The 16,384-nt window shown below is 71.8% G+C and carries 18 protein-coding genes; 5 read left to right on the forward strand and 13 right to left on the reverse strand.

Annotation, left to right across the window (positions count from 1 at the left end; all coding sequences use genetic code 11):
• Window positions 1-14: 14 nt before the first annotated feature.
• The 10 genes from EV684_RS12120 to EV684_RS12165 form a co-directional block, all read right to left on the reverse strand.
• On the reverse strand, window positions 15-698 hold the full coding sequence (locus EV684_RS12120; RefSeq protein WP_132647545.1) for an NAD(P)H-binding protein: 684 nt from the start codon (window positions 696-698) through the stop codon (window positions 15-17).
• Window positions 699-803: 105 nt separating this feature from the next.
• On the reverse strand, window positions 804-2,618 hold the full coding sequence (locus tag EV684_RS12125; RefSeq protein WP_132647546.1) for an aminopeptidase P family protein: 1,815 nt from the start codon (window positions 2,616-2,618) through the stop codon (window positions 804-806).
• A gap of 86 nt (window positions 2,619-2,704) precedes the next feature.
• On the reverse strand, window positions 2,705-3,307 hold the full coding sequence (locus EV684_RS12130) for a hypothetical protein (protein WP_132647547.1): 603 nt from the start codon (window positions 3,305-3,307) through the stop codon (window positions 2,705-2,707).
• 89 nt (window positions 3,308-3,396) lie between these two features.
• On the reverse strand, window positions 3,397-4,689 hold the full coding sequence (gene kynU / locus EV684_RS12135) for a kynureninase (RefSeq protein ID WP_132647548.1): 1,293 nt from the start codon (window positions 4,687-4,689) through the stop codon (window positions 3,397-3,399).
• Window positions 4,686-5,318, reverse strand: coding sequence for an arylformamidase (kynB, locus tag EV684_RS12140; protein WP_132647549.1), 633 nt, complete (start codon window positions 5,316-5,318; stop codon window positions 4,686-4,688). The genes kynU and kynB overlap by 4 nt, the downstream gene beginning before the upstream one ends.
• Window positions 5,319-5,323: 5 nt before the next feature.
• Window positions 5,324-5,650 (reverse strand): YkgJ family cysteine cluster protein, encoded by a 327-nt coding sequence (locus EV684_RS12145; protein WP_132647550.1) that lies wholly within the window; start codon window positions 5,648-5,650, stop codon window positions 5,324-5,326.
• Window positions 5,647-7,095: a serine/threonine protein kinase gene (locus tag EV684_RS12150; protein WP_132647551.1), complete on the reverse strand. Its 1,449-nt coding sequence runs from the start codon at window positions 7,093-7,095 to the stop codon at window positions 5,647-5,649. The genes EV684_RS12145 and EV684_RS12150 overlap by 4 nt, the downstream gene beginning before the upstream one ends.
• Window positions 7,085-7,828: a metallophosphoesterase family protein gene (locus tag EV684_RS12155; RefSeq protein WP_132647552.1), complete on the reverse strand. Its 744-nt coding sequence runs from the start codon at window positions 7,826-7,828 to the stop codon at window positions 7,085-7,087. The genes EV684_RS12150 and EV684_RS12155 overlap by 11 nt, the downstream gene beginning before the upstream one ends.
• Window positions 7,829-7,960: 132 nt before the next feature.
• On the reverse strand, window positions 7,961-8,821 hold the full coding sequence (locus EV684_RS12160; RefSeq protein ID WP_132647553.1) for a fumarylacetoacetate hydrolase family protein: 861 nt from the start codon (window positions 8,819-8,821) through the stop codon (window positions 7,961-7,963).
• A 126-nt stretch (window positions 8,822-8,947) separates the two neighbouring features.
• Window positions 8,948-9,697 carry an SDR family oxidoreductase gene (locus EV684_RS12165; RefSeq protein ID WP_132647554.1) on the reverse strand — a complete coding sequence of 250 codons (750 nt, stop codon included), beginning with the start codon at window positions 9,695-9,697 and terminating at the stop codon, window positions 8,948-8,950.
• A gap of 63 nt (window positions 9,698-9,760) precedes the next feature.
• Between EV684_RS12165 and EV684_RS12170 the strand changes: the two genes are divergently transcribed.
• Complete coding sequence (locus EV684_RS12170; RefSeq protein ID WP_132647555.1) at window positions 9,761-10,144, forward strand: cupin domain-containing protein; 384 nt, start codon at window positions 9,761-9,763, stop codon at window positions 10,142-10,144.
• 67 nt (window positions 10,145-10,211) lie between these two features.
• The gene (locus EV684_RS12175; protein WP_132647556.1) at window positions 10,212-10,550 is read left to right on the forward strand and encodes an HPF/RaiA family ribosome-associated protein; all 339 of its coding nucleotides are present in this window, start codon (window positions 10,212-10,214) and stop codon (window positions 10,548-10,550) included.
• A 209-nt stretch (window positions 10,551-10,759) separates the two neighbouring features.
• Here the strand turns inward: EV684_RS12175 and argF are convergent, their stop codons facing one another.
• Both argF and EV684_RS12185 read right to left on the reverse strand, forming a co-directional pair.
• Window positions 10,760-11,692, reverse strand: a complete 933-nt coding sequence (gene argF, locus EV684_RS12180) for an ornithine carbamoyltransferase (RefSeq protein ID WP_132647557.1) — start codon at window positions 11,690-11,692, stop codon at window positions 10,760-10,762.
• A complete protein-coding gene (locus tag EV684_RS12185) occupies window positions 11,689-12,894 on the reverse strand; it encodes an aspartate aminotransferase family protein (protein WP_132647558.1) in 1,206 nt (401 codons plus the stop codon). Before EV684_RS12185 ends, argF begins: the two co-directional genes overlap by 4 nt.
• Window positions 12,895-13,083: 189 nt before the next feature.
• On the opposite strand from EV684_RS12185, the gene EV684_RS12190 reads away from it, so the two are divergent.
• The gene (locus EV684_RS12190) at window positions 13,084-13,404 is read left to right on the forward strand and encodes a DUF3579 domain-containing protein (protein ID WP_132647727.1); all 321 of its coding nucleotides are present in this window, start codon (window positions 13,084-13,086) and stop codon (window positions 13,402-13,404) included.
• A 93-nt stretch (window positions 13,405-13,497) separates the two neighbouring features.
• Here EV684_RS12190 and rpsT read toward each other — a convergent pair whose 3' ends face one another.
• Window positions 13,498-13,800, reverse strand: coding sequence for a 30S ribosomal protein S20 (gene rpsT / locus EV684_RS12195; protein WP_132647559.1), 303 nt, complete (start codon window positions 13,798-13,800; stop codon window positions 13,498-13,500).
• Window positions 13,801-13,939: 139 nt separating this feature from the next.
• Here rpsT and murJ point away from each other — a divergent pair, with 139 nt between their 5' ends.
• Both murJ and EV684_RS12205 read left to right on the forward strand, forming a co-directional pair.
• Window positions 13,940-15,496 carry a murein biosynthesis integral membrane protein MurJ gene (gene murJ / locus EV684_RS12200; protein ID WP_132647560.1) on the forward strand — a complete coding sequence of 519 codons (1,557 nt, stop codon included), beginning with the start codon at window positions 13,940-13,942 and terminating at the stop codon, window positions 15,494-15,496.
• 16 nt (window positions 15,497-15,512) lie between these two features.
• A complete protein-coding gene (locus EV684_RS12205; protein ID WP_132647561.1) occupies window positions 15,513-16,382 on the forward strand; it encodes a SirB1 family protein in 870 nt (289 codons plus the stop codon).
• Window positions 16,383-16,384: the final 2 nt, after the last annotated feature.

Raw genomic sequence — 16,384 nt, forward strand, 5'->3', positions numbered from 1 at the left:
CTCTCTTTCTCTCTTCAGCGGGAAACGGTGCGGGCCGGCTGCAGCGCGGCCGATTCGAGCCGCTGCAGGCCGGGCGAGGGGGCTGCCATGGCGCGCAGCAGCGCGGCGGCGACGTCGGCCGCCGCCACCGGGCGCCAGCGTGCCGGGATCAACCCGGCCAGCGGCCGCGACAGGCGCTGCGCCAGCGCTTCGCCGGGGCGCGGCAGCTGGCCCAGGCCGTCGCGCTCGCCGAGCAGCAGCGACGGGCGGGCGACGACCAGCGTCTCGAAGCCCAGCGCCTCGAGCGCGGCCTCGGCCTCGCCCTTGGTGCGCAGGTACAGGTTGGACGAGGCGGCATCGGCGCCCAGCGCCGACACGAGCGCGAAGCGGCGCACGCCGGCGGCACGCGCGGCGCGGCCGAAGGCGAGCACGGCGTCGAGGTCGACGGCACGGAAGGCGGTGGCGGAGCCGGCGGCGGCGCGGGTCGTGCCCAGGGCGCAGAACGCGGTCTCGGCCGGTGGCAACGCGGCGAAGGCGGCGGCGGCCAGGAAGTCGGGAACCCGAACGTCGACACGCCCGGCACGCGCCGGCAGCGGCCGCCGCGTCAGGCGGACCAGCGGCCCGGGGCCGGCCCAGAGCCGGTCGATCTCGCGGCCGACGAGCCCGGTGGCGCCGGCCAGCCACGCGGCGGGCGCCGCGCTGCCGTGGGGGATGGTCACGAGCCCATGCTAGCCGCGAGGTCTGCCGCGTGGCGGCAAGACCTTTCGTCGCACGTCAAGACGGCGCCATTTCGGCGCCGTCGGATCAGGCAGCGGGGCGGGCGATCAGATCGCCTCGGTGCGTGCCTTCAGCCAGGCCAGCGCGGCACCCGAGAGCTTGGGCGCCAGGCGCTCGCGCACCGTCGCGTGGTAGCGGTTGAGCCAGTCGACCTCGTCGGCGCGCAGCAGGCTGCGCTCGATGCAGCGCGTGTCGATCGGGCACAGCGTCAGCGTCTCGAACTCGAGGAACTCGCCGAAGGCGCCGGCTTCGGCGGTCTCCACCGGCACCGCGAGCACCAGGTTCTCGATGCGCACGCCCCACTGACCGGGGCGGTAGATGCCGGGTTCGATCGAGGTGATCATGCCCGGCTCGATGGCCATCTGCGGCTCGACGACGGCCTTGCTGATGGTCTGCGGGCCTTCATGCACCGCCAGGCAGTAGCCGACGCCGTGGCCGGTGCCGTGGCCGTACTCGATGCCCTCGGCCCACAGCGGCGCGCGTGCCAGCGCGTCGAGCATCGGGCCCGGCGTGCCGCGCGGGAAGCGCACGCGCGACAGCGCGATCGTGCCCTTGAGCACCAGCGTGTAGTCGCGTTTCATCGCCGGCGTCAGCGTGCCGATCGGCCAGACGCGCGTGATGTCGGTCGTGCCGCCGAAGTACTGGCCGCCACTGTCGATCAGCAGCAGCGTGCCTTCGCCGGGCCTGACCTCGACGACGGCGTGCGCCTCCTCGGTGGCGTGGTAGTGCGGCATCGCGCCGTTGGGGCCGAAGCCGGCGATCGTGCCGAAGCTCGGGCCCATCGAGCCCGGGCGGCGCGAACGCGCGGCGGCCAGCTTCTCGTCGATCGTCAGCTCGGTGATGCGCTCGTCGCCCAGTGCACCTTCGAACCAGGCGTAGAACTCGCACATCGCGGCGCCGTCCTCGGCCATCGCCTCGCGCGTGAACTGGGCCTCCTCGGCGGTCTTGCGGCTCTTGGCCAGCGTGCTCGGGTTGAGCTTCTCGACGACCGCGCAGCGCGCGCGCTCGCGCAGGCCCAGCGTCACGCGCTTGGGGTCCACGAGCAGGGTCTCGGTCTCGGCGAGCGCGGCCAGCGCGTCGCCGGCGCTGGCGTAGGGCGCCAGCGTGAAGCCGTCGGCGGCCAGGCGCTCGGCCAGGTCGGCGGAGATCTTGCCGTCGCCGATGAACAGCGTCGCCATGTCGGCCGACACCAGCAGGTGCGCGAGGAACACCGGGTTGTAGGGCACGTCCTGGCCGCGCAGGTTGGTGATCCAGGCGATGTCGTCGACGGTGGAGACGAAGTGCCGGGTCGCGCCGGCGGCCGCCATCGCCTCGCGCAGCGTCGCCAGCTTGGCGCTGCGCGGCACGCAGGCGTAGGGCAGCGGATGCTCGCCCACCGGCGCGGCCGGCAGCGCCGGGCGCTCGGGCCAGACCTGCTCGAGCAGGTCGACATCGGTGCGCAGCGTCACGCCCTTGGGTTCGAGCGCGGCGCGCAGTGCCTTGGCCGCGGCCAGGCCCAGCACCTGGCCGTCGACGACGACCGTGGCGCCTTCGGGCAGCTGCGCGGCCAGCCAGTCGACGTGGGCCGAGGCGTTGCCGGTGGGGATGCGCTCCAGGTCGATGCCGCTGCCCTGCAGCTCGGCTGCGGCCTGCTCCCAGTAGCGGCTGTCGGCGAAGAGCGCGGCGCGCTCCACGGTGACGACCAGCGTGCCCATCGAGCCGGTGAAGCCTGAGAGCCATTGGCGGCCCTGCCAGCGTTCGGGCAGGTATTCGGAAAGATGCGGGTCGGCCGACGGGACGAGCAGCGCGTGGGCGCCGGCGGCGGCGAGCGCGTCACGCGTCCGTTCGATCCGCAGGCGGACCGGGGAGGTGCGGGTGTCCATGGGAAATGCTCCAGGAGGGATCGCGGCATTCTAGGAGCCGCCTCCTGCCCCTGGCCGTCCCCTGGGCGGACGGCCCCCCGCAAGGGTCAGCCGAGGGTCGGCGTGCCGCCCTGGCCGTCGGGGTCGGGCAGGTTCAGGCCGAGCAGGTCGTCGGTCTGCTGCGACAGCTGGACCTTGGTCGCCGCTTCGGCCGTGGCCTGCTGCTGTGCGGCGGCGGTCTCGTTCTCGCGGCGCTCGTCCTGGGCCTGGTCCTCGGTCTGGGTCTCGGCGCTGCCGCGTGCCTTCTGCACCTCGGCGGGCGACGGTGCCGCGGTGACCGCGTACTGCAGGTCGCCGCCGGCGCCCACTTCGACGAACTGGACCTGGGCGACCGTGGCGTAATAGTTCAAGGCCTCGCGCACGCGCTGGCGGTCGGAGCTGCTGCGCGACTGCTGCAGTTCGACGCTCGCCGACGCCGCCGGCACCTCGTTGAAGCTGTAGGTGACGGTGCGCGGCGAGGACTGGCTGCTGGCCAGCGCCTGATCGATCGTCGCGTCGCCGGTTTCGCGCGTTTCCTGGCGCGAGCGCAGCCGCACGCGCACCGCTTCGGAGCCCGTGTCGACCGCCGAGACCGCCGCCACCGAACGGGTGGCCGCGGCGGCGTCATGCGACGTCGGCGTGCTCCTGTCGATCTGCGATAACGGTCCCATGGACGGCGTATCGGCCGAAAAGCGGGGGCCTTGAGGCTCTTATTCGGCGATTTACCTAGGGAAAACCCTGAGCAAGAGCCGGTTTCGTGTCATGTCACCGCTTGTCGGCGATTGAACTCGGGCCGGCGCCATTCGCCGCGCTCCAGCACCTCGGCCAGGTGCACGGCGGCGTCGTAGGCGTCGACGTGGCGCAGGTACAGCGGCGTGAAGCCGAAACGCAGGATGTCGGGGGCGCGGAAGTCGCCGACGACGCCGCGTGCGATCAGCGCCTGCACGGTCGCGTAGGCCAGCGCCGGCTCGTCACGCGGCGCCAGGCAGACCTGGCTGCCGCGTTCGGCGTCGGCCTCGGGCGAGACCCGCGCCAGCTGCGGACAGCGTGCGCTCACCTCGTCGGCGAAGAGCCGCGTCAGCGCCAGCGACTTGGCGCGCAGCGCCGCCATGCCGCCGAAGGGCTCGGCGGCGAGCACGGTGTCGACGCCGCACTCCAGCGCCGCCAGCGCCAGGATGGCCGGCGTGCCGCAGAGGTAGCGTGCGATGCCCGGCGCCGGGCGGTAGCCGGGCGTGAACTCGAACGGCGCCGCATGGCCCATCCAGCCCGACAGCGGCTGGGCGAAGCGCCCGGCGTGGCGGCGGTGCGCCCAGACGAAGGCCGGCGCGCCGGGGCCGCCGTTGAGGAACTTGTAGCCGCAGCCCACGGCGAAGTCGGGAGACTTCGACGTCCTCCAGTCCACGAAGTCCGCTTCGCCGGCGTTCAGGTCCACCGGCACGGCGCCGGCGCTGTGCGCCAGGTCCCAGACGGCCAGCGCGCCGGCGGCGTGCGCGGCGCGGGTCAGCGCCGCCATGTCGTGCAGCCGGCCGGTGCGGTAGTTCACGTGCGTGAGCATCAGCACGGCGCAGCGATCGTCCAGCGCCGCCGGGATGGCCTCGGGCGTGTCGACCAGCAGCAGCTCGAAGCCGCGTTCGGCGGCCAGCGACTCGGCGATGTAGAGGTCGGTCGGGAAGTTGCTGCGCTCGCTGACGATGCGCGTGCGCTGCGGCGCGTCGGCACGCACGATGGCCAGCGCGGCGGCCAGCACCTTGTAGAGGTTGACCGAGGTCGAGTCGGCCGCCACCAGCTCGCCCGGCGCGGCGCCCACGAGGCGCGCGATCTTGTCGCCCACACGCTGCGCCAGCGTGATCCAGCCGGCCTGGTTCCAGCTGCCGATCAGCCCGCGGCCCCATTCGCCGGTGACGACCTCGGCGACGCGCGCCGGCGTCGCCTTCGGCAGCACGCCCAGCGAGTTGCCGTCGAGGTAGATCGTGCCGGGCGGCAGCGCGAACAGCTCGCGCAGCGGGGCCAGCGGGTCGTGCGCGTCCAGCGCCAGGGCGTCGTCTCGGGTCATGGCAGTTCTCGGAGGATGGCGCGCACCGGCGAGGCGTCGGCGGCGACCCATTTCAGCGGCAGGGCGATCAGCTCGTAGTCGCCTTCGGGCACGGCGTCGAGCACGAGGTTCTCCAGCACACGCAGGCCGCGCCGGCGCAGCACCTGGTGCGCGTCCAGCGTCTTGCTGTCGGCCGGGTCGACGCTGGCGCTGTCGATGCCGACCAGGCGCACGCCGAGATCGGCCAGGCGCTCCAGCGCCTCGGGCTCGATGCCGGCGAGCGCCGGGTCCCAGGTGTCGGGCGCGTGCGCATAGGTGCGCAGCAGCACACGCGGGGGCAGGCCGTCGAGCGCGTGCGCGAGCTGCGCCCAGCGCACGCACGGTGCGGCGCCGATGGCGTGGATCACGCGGCAGCGGCCGAGGTAGGGCGCCAGGTCCAGCCGCCCGACCGGCGTGCCGGCGTCGTCGTAGTGCAGCGGCGCGTCGGCGTGCGCGCCGACGTGCGGCGACAGCGTCACCGTCTGCAGGTTGACCGGGCAGCCGGGGCCGATGCGCGCCGCCCACTGCGCCTGGTAGGGCGCGTCGCCGGGGAAGACGGGGGTGCCGGGGTGCACCGGCGGCGAAATGTCCCAGATCCGGGGTTCGGGCATCGGTTTCAGAGCGACAGCGGCGCCAGCCCGTGGCGGCGGCGGGCGGCGTCGCAGGCGTCGTCGGCGATGCCGAGGTTGGCGCGGGCGCCGAACTCGCGGCAGGGCGAGGGCCGCCATTCGTGGATCGCGCAGGAGGCCTGGACGCCGACGCTGCCGACCAGCGCCGCGCAGCGCGGCGGCGTGCGGTCGGTGCCGCGCATGCGGCACAGGCGCGAGGTGATCGGCTCGGCCAGCGTCTCGGGCACCATGCCGCCGGCACCGCCCCATTCGTCGCGGTCGAAGTCGACACGCCAGCTCGCGCAGCAGGCGCCGCAGGCCAGGCAGGGGTTCAAGCGCGCACCACCGTCACGGTGCAGTCCGCGCGTGCGACGACCTGCGAGCTGACGCTGCCCAGGTAGCGCCGCAGCGCGCCGGCGCCGCGTGCGCCCATCACGATGTGGTCGACCTGGTTGCGCGCGGCGAAGTCCAGCAGCGCCGCAGCGGCGTCGGGCGCCTCGAGCACGTGGAAGGTCAGGCGGCCGTCGTCGAGCTCGAGCTGGCGCGTCAGCGGCCGCGCCCAGTGCTTGAGGCCGACGAGCTGCTTGACATGCCGGCTCTGGCCGTCGGCGTCGACGAGGTCGTCCAGGCCGATGCGCGCGACGCGCATCACGCCGACGCAGGCCAGACGCGCGCCGGGTTCGGTGACGAGGATGCGGCGCACCGACTCCTGCATCTTCTCCAGCAGCTCGGGCGTCGCGTGGTCGATGTCGACCGCGGCGACGACGATCGGGCTTCGTGCCACCTGGCTGGCGGCGCTGACCCTCGCGGTCGGTTTGGACTCGGCGCCGAGGGCGAAGAACCAGCGTTTGAAGACCTTGACCGCGCCGCTCTGGCGGTCGCGTGCGGCGCGTGCGGTCAGCGCCACCTGGCCGGGGTTCTGCAGGTCCAGCGCGAGCTGCGCGGCGCTCTGGTAACGGCGCTCGGGGCGCACTTCCAGGCACTTCAGGATCACCTCCTGCAGCCACGGCGGGCAGTCGGGGCGCAGCGCGCGCGGCGGCACCGGGTCGATGTAGAGCCGCTTGCGCAGCCCGCGCACGCTCTCCGGCGAGCCGAAAGGCCGTTGCCCGGTGGTGAAGTGATAAAGCATCACGCCGAGCGCGAACAGGTCGCTGCGCGGGTCGTTGCGCACGAACTGCACCTGCTCGGGCGACATGTAGGGCGCGGTGCCCATCGGCAGCGCGAACTCCTCCTCGAGCAGGTCGGGCAGGCGGTCGTGGCGCGACAGGCCGAAGTCGACCAGCACCGCGGTGCCGTCGGGGCGCTGCAGGATGTTGCTCGGCTTGACGTCCAGGTGCACCAGGTGCTGGCGGTGCAGCTCGTGCAGCGCGGTGGCCACGCGCGAGCCGATCTCGATGACCTCGTCGACCGCCAGCGGCGCCTCGTCGAGCCGCGCCCGCAGCGAGGGCCCCTCGATGCGCTCCATCACCAGGTAGGCCGCATGCGTGAAGTCGCCGCGCGCGACGTACTTCGGCACGTGCGCTCCGGCCAGCGCGGGCAGGATCATCTGCTCGACCTCGAAGCCGACGATGGACGCCGGGTCCTCGCCGCCCTTGATGCGCGGCACCTTCATGATCAGCGGCAGGGTCTCGGGCTGCAGCTCGCCGTTGGCGTCGACACGCACGACGCGCCAGAGGTTGGCCATGCCGCCCTGGTGCAGGCGTTCCTCGAGGCGAAAGCCGTCGATGACCTGCCCGGCCGCGAGCGACGACGCGGCGGTGCGCGGCAGCCTATTGCCCATCGGCAAGCCGGTCGGCAAGACGCTGCGGCAGCTGGGCGGCGCGGATCTTCGCGCCGGCGGCCTCGGTGTCGTAAGGCACGCGCCAGTAGGTCAGCTCGGCCGTGGCGTCGTCGAAGGTGGCGTAGCAGGCGGCAGGGTCGCCGTCGCGCGGCTGGCCCGCGGAACCGGGGATGACCAGCCACTGGCGCGGCGGCAGCAACGGGATCGCGGTGCCCGCGGTCGGCGTGAAGTCGCCTGCCTTGCCGACGGCCGACAGGTGGTAGAGCTGGGGCTCGTGCATGTGGCCGCAGAAGGTGATGCGCGCGGCGGTGGCGGCCATGCTGCGCACGGCCTCGCTGCGTCCCTGGATGTAGCCCCATTCGGCCGGCGCCCAGCCGTTGGCGTGCACGAACAGCAGCTCGCCTTCGCGGTGCTCCAGCGCCAGCGCGGCGAGGAAATCGATCTGGGCGACCTCGAGCTGCTGGCGTGTCCATTCGACGACGTAGCGCGGGTCGGGGCGCATCGAAGGCGACGGGCCCTGCACGACGGCGAGGTCGTGGTTGCCCATCACGGCGATCGCGCCGGCGCGTACCAGCTCGCGCACGCGGTCGACGACCCAGGCCGGGTCGGCGCCGTAGCCGACGAAGTCGCCGAGCAGCGCGTAGCGGTCGATCTGCTGGCCCGCCGCGTGGTCGAGCACCGCTTCCACCGCTTCGCGGTTGGCGTGCAGGTCGGTCAGGATCGCGTACTTCATCGGGCGGAGGGGATCGTGCCCGCGGCGGCTGACAGGTGGCTGGCCGGCCACGCGCGAGGACAGACGATCATCCCCCGCGGCGCGGCTCTTGCGCAACCGGGAAAGGCCGCGGGCGGCACCCGCGGCCGAGGGTCAGGCGTCGACCAGTTCCGGGTCCCAGGCGTGCACGGTCTGCCGCTGCTCGCCCAGGCCGGCGACGCCCAGGCGCATGGTGTCGCCCGGCTGCAGGAAACGCGGCGGCTTCATGCCCATGCCGACACCCGGCGGCGTGCCGGTGCTGATCAGGTCGCCGGGGTAGAGCGTCATGATGCGGCTCAGGTAGGCGATCAGCTGCGCGACGCCGAAGACCATGGTGCGCGTGTTGCCGGCCTGCACGCGCTGGCCGTTCAGTTCCAGCCAGAGGTCCAGCGCCTGCGGGTCGGCGATCTCGTCGGCGGTCACGAGCCAGGGGCCGACCGGGCCGAAGGTGTCGCAGCCCTTGCCCTTGTCCCAGGTGCCGCCGCGCTCGAGCTGGAACGCGCGTTCGGAGACGTCGTTGACGACGCAGTAGCCGGCGACGTGCGCCAGCGCCTCGGCTTCGGACACGCAGCGTGCGGTGCTGCCGATGACGACGCCGAGCTCGACTTCCCAGTCGCCCTTGGTGGCGTCGATCGGCAGCACGACGGGGTGCTCGGCGCCGACGGCGGCGCTGGTCGGCTTCATGAAGACCACCGGCTCGGCCGGGATCGGCATGCCCGCTTCGGCGGCATGGTCGGCGTAGTTCAGGCCGATGCAGACGAACTTGCCCATGCCGGCCCAGGGCACGGCGAGGCGCGCGGGTTCGACTTCGGGCAGCGACGCGAGGTCCAGGCCGCGCAGGCGCTGCAGCGAAGCCGGCGTCAGCGCCGCCGGCGTGATGTCGACGAGGACGGAGGACAGGTCGCGCGGGCGTCCCTGGGCGTCCAGGACGGCGGGGCGTTCGTGGCCCTTGGGGCCGTGGCGGAGCAGTTTCATCGGTAGAGCTGGGGCGCGCCGCCGGTGGTGTAGCCGCCGGTCCACGCACCCTGTGAGGCGGTGATGCCGGCCACTGTAGCGGCTCGCCAGCGGACCGGGTTACGGCGCGGTTTCAGCCTTTTGCCGTCAGCCGCGGCCGACGAAGGGCATCTTCGTCGCCATCACGGTGGTGAACAGCACGTTGGCCGACAGCGGCAGCCTGGCCATCGCGAGAAAGGTCTGGACGACGCCGTCCATCGCCATGCGCGGCTCGGCGCGCAGGCTGCCGTCGGCCTGCACCACGCCGCGCGCCATGCGCTCGGTCATGTCGGTCTCGACGTTGCCGATGTCGATCTGGCCGACGGCGATGTCGAAGGCGCGGCCGTCCAGCGCCGCGGCACGCGTCAGGCCCGTGATCGCGTGTTTGGTCGCGGTGTAGGCGATCGAGCCCGGCCGCGGCGCGTGCGCCGAGATCGAGCCGTTGTTGATGATGCGTCCGCCCATCGGCTGCTGCGCGCGCATCAGCGCGAAAGCCGCGGCCAGGCAGAAGAAGGCACCGTTCAGGTTGACGTCGACCGCCTGGCGCCAGGCGGCGGCGCCGAGTTCGTCGGGTGTCGCCGAAGGCGGGAAGGCGCCGGCGTTGTTGAACAGCAGGTCGAGCCGGCCGTGGCGGCGGCGCACGGTGTCGAACAGCGCCGCGACCGAGGCTTCGTCGGCGACGTCGCAGGCCACGGCGCTGGCGCGTGCGGCGTGTTCGCCGGTGGCGGCGATCGCCGCTTGCAGGCGGTCGAGGCGGCGGCCGGCGTAGACGACCTGCCAGCCCTCGGCCAGCAGCGCGCCGGCGCAGGCCTGGCCGATGCCGCTGCCGGCGCCGGTGACGAGCGCGATGCGGTCCATGGGAAACCTCCTGTGCGACTGGGGTGCAGCCGATTGTGGCGGTGGCCAAGGCGACAATGGGCCATGGCCATCTTCACGAAGACCGTTCTCTACACCGATGCCGAGGGCCGCGCGCGTTTCCGCGACGAGCCCGTCGAGCTGGCCGAAGGCACGCCGGCGGTCCGCCTGTCGACGCTGCTGCCGGCCGCCGGGATGCAGCTGCGCGAGAGCCCGGTGGGCTTTGCCAGCAGCTTCCACTGCACGACCGTGCCGCAGTGGCTGGTGGTGCTGCGCGGGCGCATGGAGATCGGCCTGCAGGACGGCAGGTCGCGGGTCTTCGGCCCGGGCGAACTGTTTTATTCGGCCGACGTGCTGCCCGAAGGCGCCACGTTCGACGCCGCGCTGCATGGCCACTGCAGCCGCCAGCTCGGCGACGAGCCGCTGGTCACGATGTTCGTGCGCGGCTGAAGCCGCGTGCGCCCCTGCGCGTGCTGCCGGCTTGCGGCGGGCGCGCCCATTCCCGAGGAGATAGACCATGCAGGTCCAGGTCAACACCGACAACCACATCCAGAACGACGAGGCGCTGGCCGCCTGGATCGAGCGCGAGATCGCGGCCAAGCTCGACCGTTTCGGCGACAGCGTCACGCGCATCGAGGTCCACCTCGCCGACACCAACGCCGCACGCAGCAGCGACTCCGACAAGCGCTGCACGCTCGAGGCGCGCCCGGCCGGGCGCCCGCCGGTGGCTGCCAGCCACGACGCCGGCCGCGTCGCCGACGCCTTCAGCGGCGCGCTCGACAAGCTGGTGCGCGTGCTCGACTCGACGCTGGGCAAGGCGCGCGACCACGGCCGCGACTCGATCCGCGGCGGCTGAACGAAGAAGGGCCGGCAATGCCGGCCCTTGTCGCGTGCGGCGCGTCCCTTACGCGCCGATCCGTCCTAGCAAAAGGTACTCCATGAGTGCCTTTTGCACGTGCATTCGATTTGAGCTTCGGCACGGGGCTCAAGCCCCTTCACATCGCTGGAGCGATGTGAGCCTGCGCTGAAATCGAATGCCGGCCCTGTGGGCCGCCGTCTCGGCCTTCAGCCGATCCGTCCGAGCAAAAGGTACTCCATGAGTGCCTTTTGCACGTGCATTCGATTTTCGGCTTCGTCCCACACGACCGACTGCGGGCCGTCGATGACGTCGGCGGCCACTTCCTCGCCGCGGTGCGCCGGCAGGCAGTGCATGAACAGCGCGTCGGGCTGGGCCGCGGCCATCATGCCGGCGTCGACACACCAGTCGGCGAAGGCGCTGCGGCGCGCCTCGTTCTCGGCTTCGTAGCCCATGCTCGTCCAGACGTCGGTCGTGACGAGATGGGCGCCGCGGCAGGCTTCGCGCGGGTCGGTGAAGACCTTGTAGCAGCCGCTGTCGCGGATGCCGGCGAGCTGCGGGTCGACGCCGTAGCCGCTGGGCGTGCTGACATGCACCGTGAAGCCCAGGATCTCGGCCGCCTGCAGCCAGGTGTTGGCCATGTTGTTGCCGTCACCGACCCAGGCCACCACCTTGCCGGCGATCGAGCCGCGGTGCTCGATGTAGGTGAAGATGTCGGCCAGGATCTGGCACGGGTGGAACTCGTTGGTCAGGCCGTTGATGACCGGCACGCGCGAGTGGGCGGCGAAGCGCTCGATCTTGGCCTGCTCGAAGGTGCGGATCATCACGATGTCGACCATGCGGCTGATGACACGCGCGCTGTCCTCGATCGGCTCGGCGCGGCCGAGCTGGCTGTCGCCCGTGGTCAGGTGCACCACCGAGCCGCCCATCTGGTACATGCCGGCCTCGAAGCTGACGCGGGTGCGCGTGCTCGCCTTCTCGAAGATCATCGCCAGCGTGCGGTCGACCAGCGGCTGGTACTTCTCGTAGTTCTTGAAGCGCGTCTTGATGATGCGCGTGCGCTCGAACAGGTAGGCGTACTCCTCGGCACGCAGGTCCTTGAACTGGAGGTAGTGCTTCATCAGCGAGTAACCCGGTTTCATGCTTCGCACAGGAAGGTCTGGACCAGCGGGACGAGGCGCGCGACGATCTCGTGCACCTCGTCGGCGGACACGATCAGCGGCGGCAGCAGCCGGATCACGCGGTCGGCGGTGACGCTGATCAGCAGCCCGGCCTCCGCCGCACGGCCGATCAGCACGCCGCACGGGCGGTCGAGCTCGATGCCCAGCATCAGGCCCTGGCCGCGGAACTCGACGACGCCGGCGGTGCCCGCGAGCGCGCGCTGGAGCTCGGCGCGCAGCAGCTCGCCCATCGCGTGGGCGTTCGCCAGCAGGCCGTCCTCTTCCATGATGCGCAGCGTCTCGACGCCGGCGCGCATCGCCAGCGGGTTGCCGCCGAAGGTGGTGCCGTGGTTGCCCGGGCCGAGCACGGTCGCCGCACGCGGGCCGGCGACGACGGCGCCGATCGGCACGCCCGAGCCCAGGCCCTTGGCCAGCGGCATCACGTCGGGGCGGATGCCGGCCCACTGGTGCGCGAACCACTTGCCGGTGCGGCCGACGCCGCACTGCACCTCGTCGAGCATCAGCAGCCAGTCGCGTTCGTCGCAGATCCGGCGCAGGCCCTGCAGGTACTCGCTGCGCGCCTGGTTGATGCCGCCTTCACCCTGGATGACCTCGAGGAACACGGCGACGACGTTCGGGTTGGTGCGCGCCGCTTCCTCGACCGCGCCGAGGTCGTTCAGCGGCACGCGCACGAAGCCCTCGACCAGCGGGCCGAAGCCGGCCTGAACCTTGGGGTTGCCGGTGGCCGACAGCGTCGCGATCGAGCGGCCGTGGAAGGCGCGTTCGTAGACGATGATCTCGGGGCGGTCGATGCCCTTGTCGTGGCCGAACTTGCGCGCGATCTTCAGCGCCGCTTCGTTGGCTTCGAGGCCCGAGTTGCAGAAGAAGACGCTGTTCAGACCGGAGATCTCGCACAGCCGGGCGGCGAGCTGCTCCTGCAGCGGCACCTGGTAGTAGTTGCAGGAATGGATCAGCTTGCCGACCTGGTCCTGCAGCGCCGGCACCAGCTGGGGGTGGGCGTGGCCCAGCGTGTTGACGGCGATGCCGGCGAGCGCGTCGAGGTACTCGCGGCCCTCGGTGTCCCAGACTCGGCAGCCTCGGCCGTGCGACAGCGCGACGGGCAGTCGCCCGTAGGTGTTCATCACGTGCGGCATCGGCGCGGACGGGGCAGGGGCAGCGGTCATCGAAGTTCCTTGTCGCTCCAGAAAGCAAAAACGAAGACCGGCGCCGGAGCTTGGGCGCAGTTGCGCGAAGCCGGGCGCCGGTCGGGGCGTTCGATTCTAAGGCGCGGCCCGGATGCCAAATCCTGCGCCGATGGCGTAAGCCGATCGCAAGAGTCGGCGCACGAATGCGGGCACAATCTTGCGTTGCCGATGACGCAGATCCAAACGAAGACGCCGCGCAGGCTGTATATCCGGGGGCTCACGACCGCAGGCCGTACGTTCCGGCCGAGCGATTGGGCCGAACGACTGGCAGGCGCGATGTGCAGCTTCCGTCCGCGCGGCAGCGCGATCGGCGCGCACATCGGCTATTCGCCGTACTGCGTTCCGCGTCTCGTCGACGGCGTCAAGTGCGTCTTCGTCAGCGAGGCGCTGAAGGACATCGAGCCGATGGCCTGGGACTTCGTGATGAACTTCGCGCGCGACAACGAACTGCAGGTCGTCGACTGCGAGCCGGACGCTGCGGCGAGCTGAAGGGGCGAGGGGCGGTCGGCCGTCGCTTTTCGCGGCGCCAAAACGAAAGGGCCTGCTGACGCAGGCCCTTCGTTCATCACCCGGAAAACCGTCTTAGGCGGCGAGCGCCAGCGCCTTGACCTTGGCGGCCAGGCGGCTCTTCAGGCGGGCAGCCTTGTTCTTGTGGAACATGCCCTTGTCGGCGACCGAGTCGATGACGCTCTGCGCGGCCTTGAAGGTGTCGGTGGCGACGGTCTTGTCACCGGCGACGACGGCCTTCTGCACGTTCTTCACGACGGTGCGAAAACGCGAGCGCAGCGACGTGTTGTGCGCGTTGAGCTTGACGTCCTGACGGGCGCGCTTGCGGCCCGAGGCGAGGCGGACGGTCTTCTTCTTGGCTTTGGACGAGGTGGCCATGCGGTTCTTTGGCGGTTCGGGTGGTGCAAAGACCGTCGAGTATAGCACGCACTCGGGCCTCCCGCCAGTCCGATCGGCGAGCCTGCCTATAATGCCTGCCGACCCGGCTTCGGGCGCTTTTGCCCACTCGTCGTTCCCCGTGAATCTTCTCCGGGCCGCTTCCACCGTCTCGCTGCTGACGCTCGCCTCGCGCGTCACCGGCCTCGTGCGCGACCAGCTGATCGCCGCCTTCTTCGGCGCCAGCGCCGCGACCGACGCGTTCAACGTCGCATTCCGCATCCCCAACCTGTTCCGCCGCCTGTTCGCCGAAGGTGCGTTCGCGCAGGCCTTCGTGCCGCTGCTGGCGGCCACGCGCGAGAAGGAGGGCGACGCGGCGACGCACGCGCTGATCGACTCGGTGGCCACGGTGCTCGTCTGGGTGCTGCTGGCGACCTGTGTGCTGGGCGTCGCCGGCGCGCCGATCCTGGTCTGGATCATGGCCTCGGGGCTCGAGCGCCTGGACCTCGCGGTGCTGATGACGCGCTGGATGTTCCCGTACATCGGCTTCATGTCGATGGTCGCGCTGGCCGCCGGCATCCTGAACACCTGGAAACGCTTCGCGGTGCCGGCGATGACGCCGGTGCTGCTGAACCTGTCGGTGATCGCGGCGGCGGCGCTGCTGGCGCCGCGTCTGGCCGGCTGGGGCCTGGAGCCGGTGCTGGCGCTGTCCGCCGGTGTCGCGCTCGGCGGCGTGCTGCAGGCCGCGGTGCAGGTGCCGGCGCTGCGTCGCCTGGGGCTGATGCCCCGCATCGGGCTGACGCCGGCGCGGCTGCGCGCGGCCTGGCGCCATCCCGGGGTGCACCGCATCCTGGCGCTGATGGGGCCGGCGCTGCTGGGCGTGTCGGTGGCGCAGATCTCGCTCGTCATCAACACCCAGATCGCTTCGCACGTGGGTGTCGGCGCGGTGTCCTGGCTGACCTACGCCGACCGGCTGATGGAGTTCCCGACGGCGCTGCTGGGCGTCGCGCTCGGCGTCGTGCTGCTGCCGCAGCTGGCGGCGGCCAAGGGGCGCGAGGACGCGCAGGCCTATTCGGACATGCTCGACTGGGGGCTGCGGCTGGTGGTGATGCTGGCGCTGCCCTGCGCGATCTCCCTGATCGTGTTCCCGAAGGCGCTGGTGGCGGTGCTCTTTCACTACGGCGCCTTCGATGCCCGCGACGTCGAGCAGACCGTGCGTGCGCTGATGGGCTACGGCGTCGGCCTGCTGGGCCTGGTGGCCATCAAGGTGCTGGCGCCGGGCTTCTACGCACGCCAGGACACGCGCACGCCGGTGAAGATCGCGGTGCTGGTGCTGGTGTGCACGCAGCTGATGAACGCCCTGTTCGTGCCGCTCGTCGGCCACGCCGGCCTGGCGCTGTCGATCGGCCTGGGTGCGCTGCTCAACGCCGGCCTGCTGCTGTTCGGCCTGTTGAAGAAGGGTGTCTACATGCCGCGGCCGGGCTGGGGCGCGTTCGCGCTGCGTGTCCTCGTCGCCTGCGCGGCGCTCACGGCGGCGCTGTTCTGGGCCGCGCAGGCGATCGACTGGATCGGGCTGCAGGCCCACTACGGGCGGCGCGCGGGTTGGATGGCGGTCGTGCTGGGGTCGGTGGCGGCGGGATACTTCGCGCTGCTCGCGGCCACCGGGCTGAAGCTGCGCCAGTTCGTGCGCCGTGGCTGACCTACACTGGAGATCGATGGCTGGACCGTTGTTTTTCGAGCCGCCGACGGCGCTGCAGTATTTCGCCTCGCTGGTGGCGGAGGATGCAAGCCTCTCGGTCGTCGAGGCCGCCGTCGCCGTCGCGCAGGACCTGGATCCGGAACTCGATGCGCAGGCCGTGCTGGCGCAGATCGACGAGCTGGCCGAGCGCCTGCGCCGGCGGCTGCCAACCGACGCCGGGCCGGTGCACAAGCTGCGCATGCTCAACCGCTATTTCTTCGACGAGCTCGGTTTCGCCGGCAACGTCAACGATTACTACGACCCGCGCAACAGCTCGCTGGGCGAGGTGCTGCGCACACGCCGCGGCATCCCGATCACGCTGGCGCTGCTGTACGTGGAGCTGGCGACGCAGCTCGGCCTGCCGGCCGCCGGCGTGTCCTTTCCTGGGCACTTCCTCGTCAAGCTGACGCTGCCGCGCGGCGAGGTCGTGCTCGACCCGTTCAGCGGCCGTTCGCTGTCGCGCGAGGAACTGGAGGAGCGCCTGTGGCCCTATCGCCAGCGCCACGGCCTGGTCGGCGACTTCGAGATGCCGCTCGGCCTGTTCCTGCAGGCTGCCGGCCCGCGCGAGACGCTGGCGCGCCTGCTGCGCAACCTGAAGGAGATCCACCGCGGCGCGGGCGACCGCGCCCGCCTGCTCGCGGTGCTGGAGCGCCTGGTGATCCTTCTGCCCGAGGACTGGAGCGAGCGCCGCGACCGCGGCCTGGTGCATGCCGAACTCGGCCACCGGGAGGCCGCCGCACGCGACCTGTCCGACTACCTCATCCATTGTCCCGATGCCGAGGACGCGCCCGCGCTGCGCGCCCGCATCGTCCAACTGAGCGGCCCTCGCCGGCCGACGCTGCACTGACA

It is taken from the genome of Rubrivivax gelatinosus (assembly GCF_004340905.1).
Taxonomy (GTDB): Bacteria; Pseudomonadota; Gammaproteobacteria; order Burkholderiales; family Burkholderiaceae_C; genus Rubrivivax; species Rubrivivax gelatinosus.

What these genes read in the sequence shown, in the direction of transcription:
- EV684_RS12125 (WP_132647546.1), bottom strand. Translation starts at nt 2,618, where the DNA reads ATGGACACCCGCACCTCCCCGGTCCGCCTGCGGATCGAACGGACGCGT.
- EV684_RS12130 (WP_132647547.1), bottom strand. Translation starts at nt 3,307, where the DNA reads ATGGGACCGTTATCGCAGATCGACAGGAGCACGCCGACGTCGCATGAC.
- kynU (WP_132647548.1), bottom strand. Translation starts at nt 4,689, where the DNA reads ATGACCCGAGACGACGCCCTGGCGCTGGACGCGCACGACCCGCTGGCC.
- kynB (WP_132647549.1), bottom strand. Translation starts at nt 5,318, where the DNA reads ATGCCCGAACCCCGGATCTGGGACATTTCGCCGCCGGTGCACCCCGGC.
- EV684_RS12150 (WP_132647551.1), bottom strand. Translation starts at nt 7,095, where the DNA reads ATGGGCAATAGGCTGCCGCGCACCGCCGCGTCGTCGCTCGCGGCCGGG.
- EV684_RS12155 (WP_132647552.1), bottom strand. Translation starts at nt 7,828, where the DNA reads ATGAAGTACGCGATCCTGACCGACCTGCACGCCAACCGCGAAGCGGTG.
- EV684_RS12160 (WP_132647553.1), bottom strand. Translation starts at nt 8,821, where the DNA reads ATGAAACTGCTCCGCCACGGCCCCAAGGGCCACGAACGCCCCGCCGTC.
- EV684_RS12165 (WP_132647554.1), bottom strand. Translation starts at nt 9,697, where the DNA reads ATGGACCGCATCGCGCTCGTCACCGGCGCCGGCAGCGGCATCGGCCAG.
- EV684_RS12170 (WP_132647555.1), top strand. Translation starts at nt 9,761, where the DNA reads ATGGCCATCTTCACGAAGACCGTTCTCTACACCGATGCCGAGGGCCGC.
- EV684_RS12175 (WP_132647556.1), top strand. Translation starts at nt 10,212, where the DNA reads ATGCAGGTCCAGGTCAACACCGACAACCACATCCAGAACGACGAGGCG.
- argF (WP_132647557.1), bottom strand. Translation starts at nt 11,692, where the DNA reads ATGAAACCGGGTTACTCGCTGATGAAGCACTACCTCCAGTTCAAGGAC.
- EV684_RS12185 (WP_132647558.1), bottom strand. Translation starts at nt 12,894, where the DNA reads ATGACCGCTGCCCCTGCCCCGTCCGCGCCGATGCCGCACGTGATGAAC.
- EV684_RS12190 (WP_132647727.1), top strand. Translation starts at nt 13,084, where the DNA reads ATGACGCAGATCCAAACGAAGACGCCGCGCAGGCTGTATATCCGGGGG.
- rpsT (WP_132647559.1), bottom strand. Translation starts at nt 13,800, where the DNA reads ATGGCCACCTCGTCCAAAGCCAAGAAGAAGACCGTCCGCCTCGCCTCG.
- EV684_RS12205 (WP_132647561.1), top strand. Translation starts at nt 15,513, where the DNA reads ATGGCTGGACCGTTGTTTTTCGAGCCGCCGACGGCGCTGCAGTATTTC.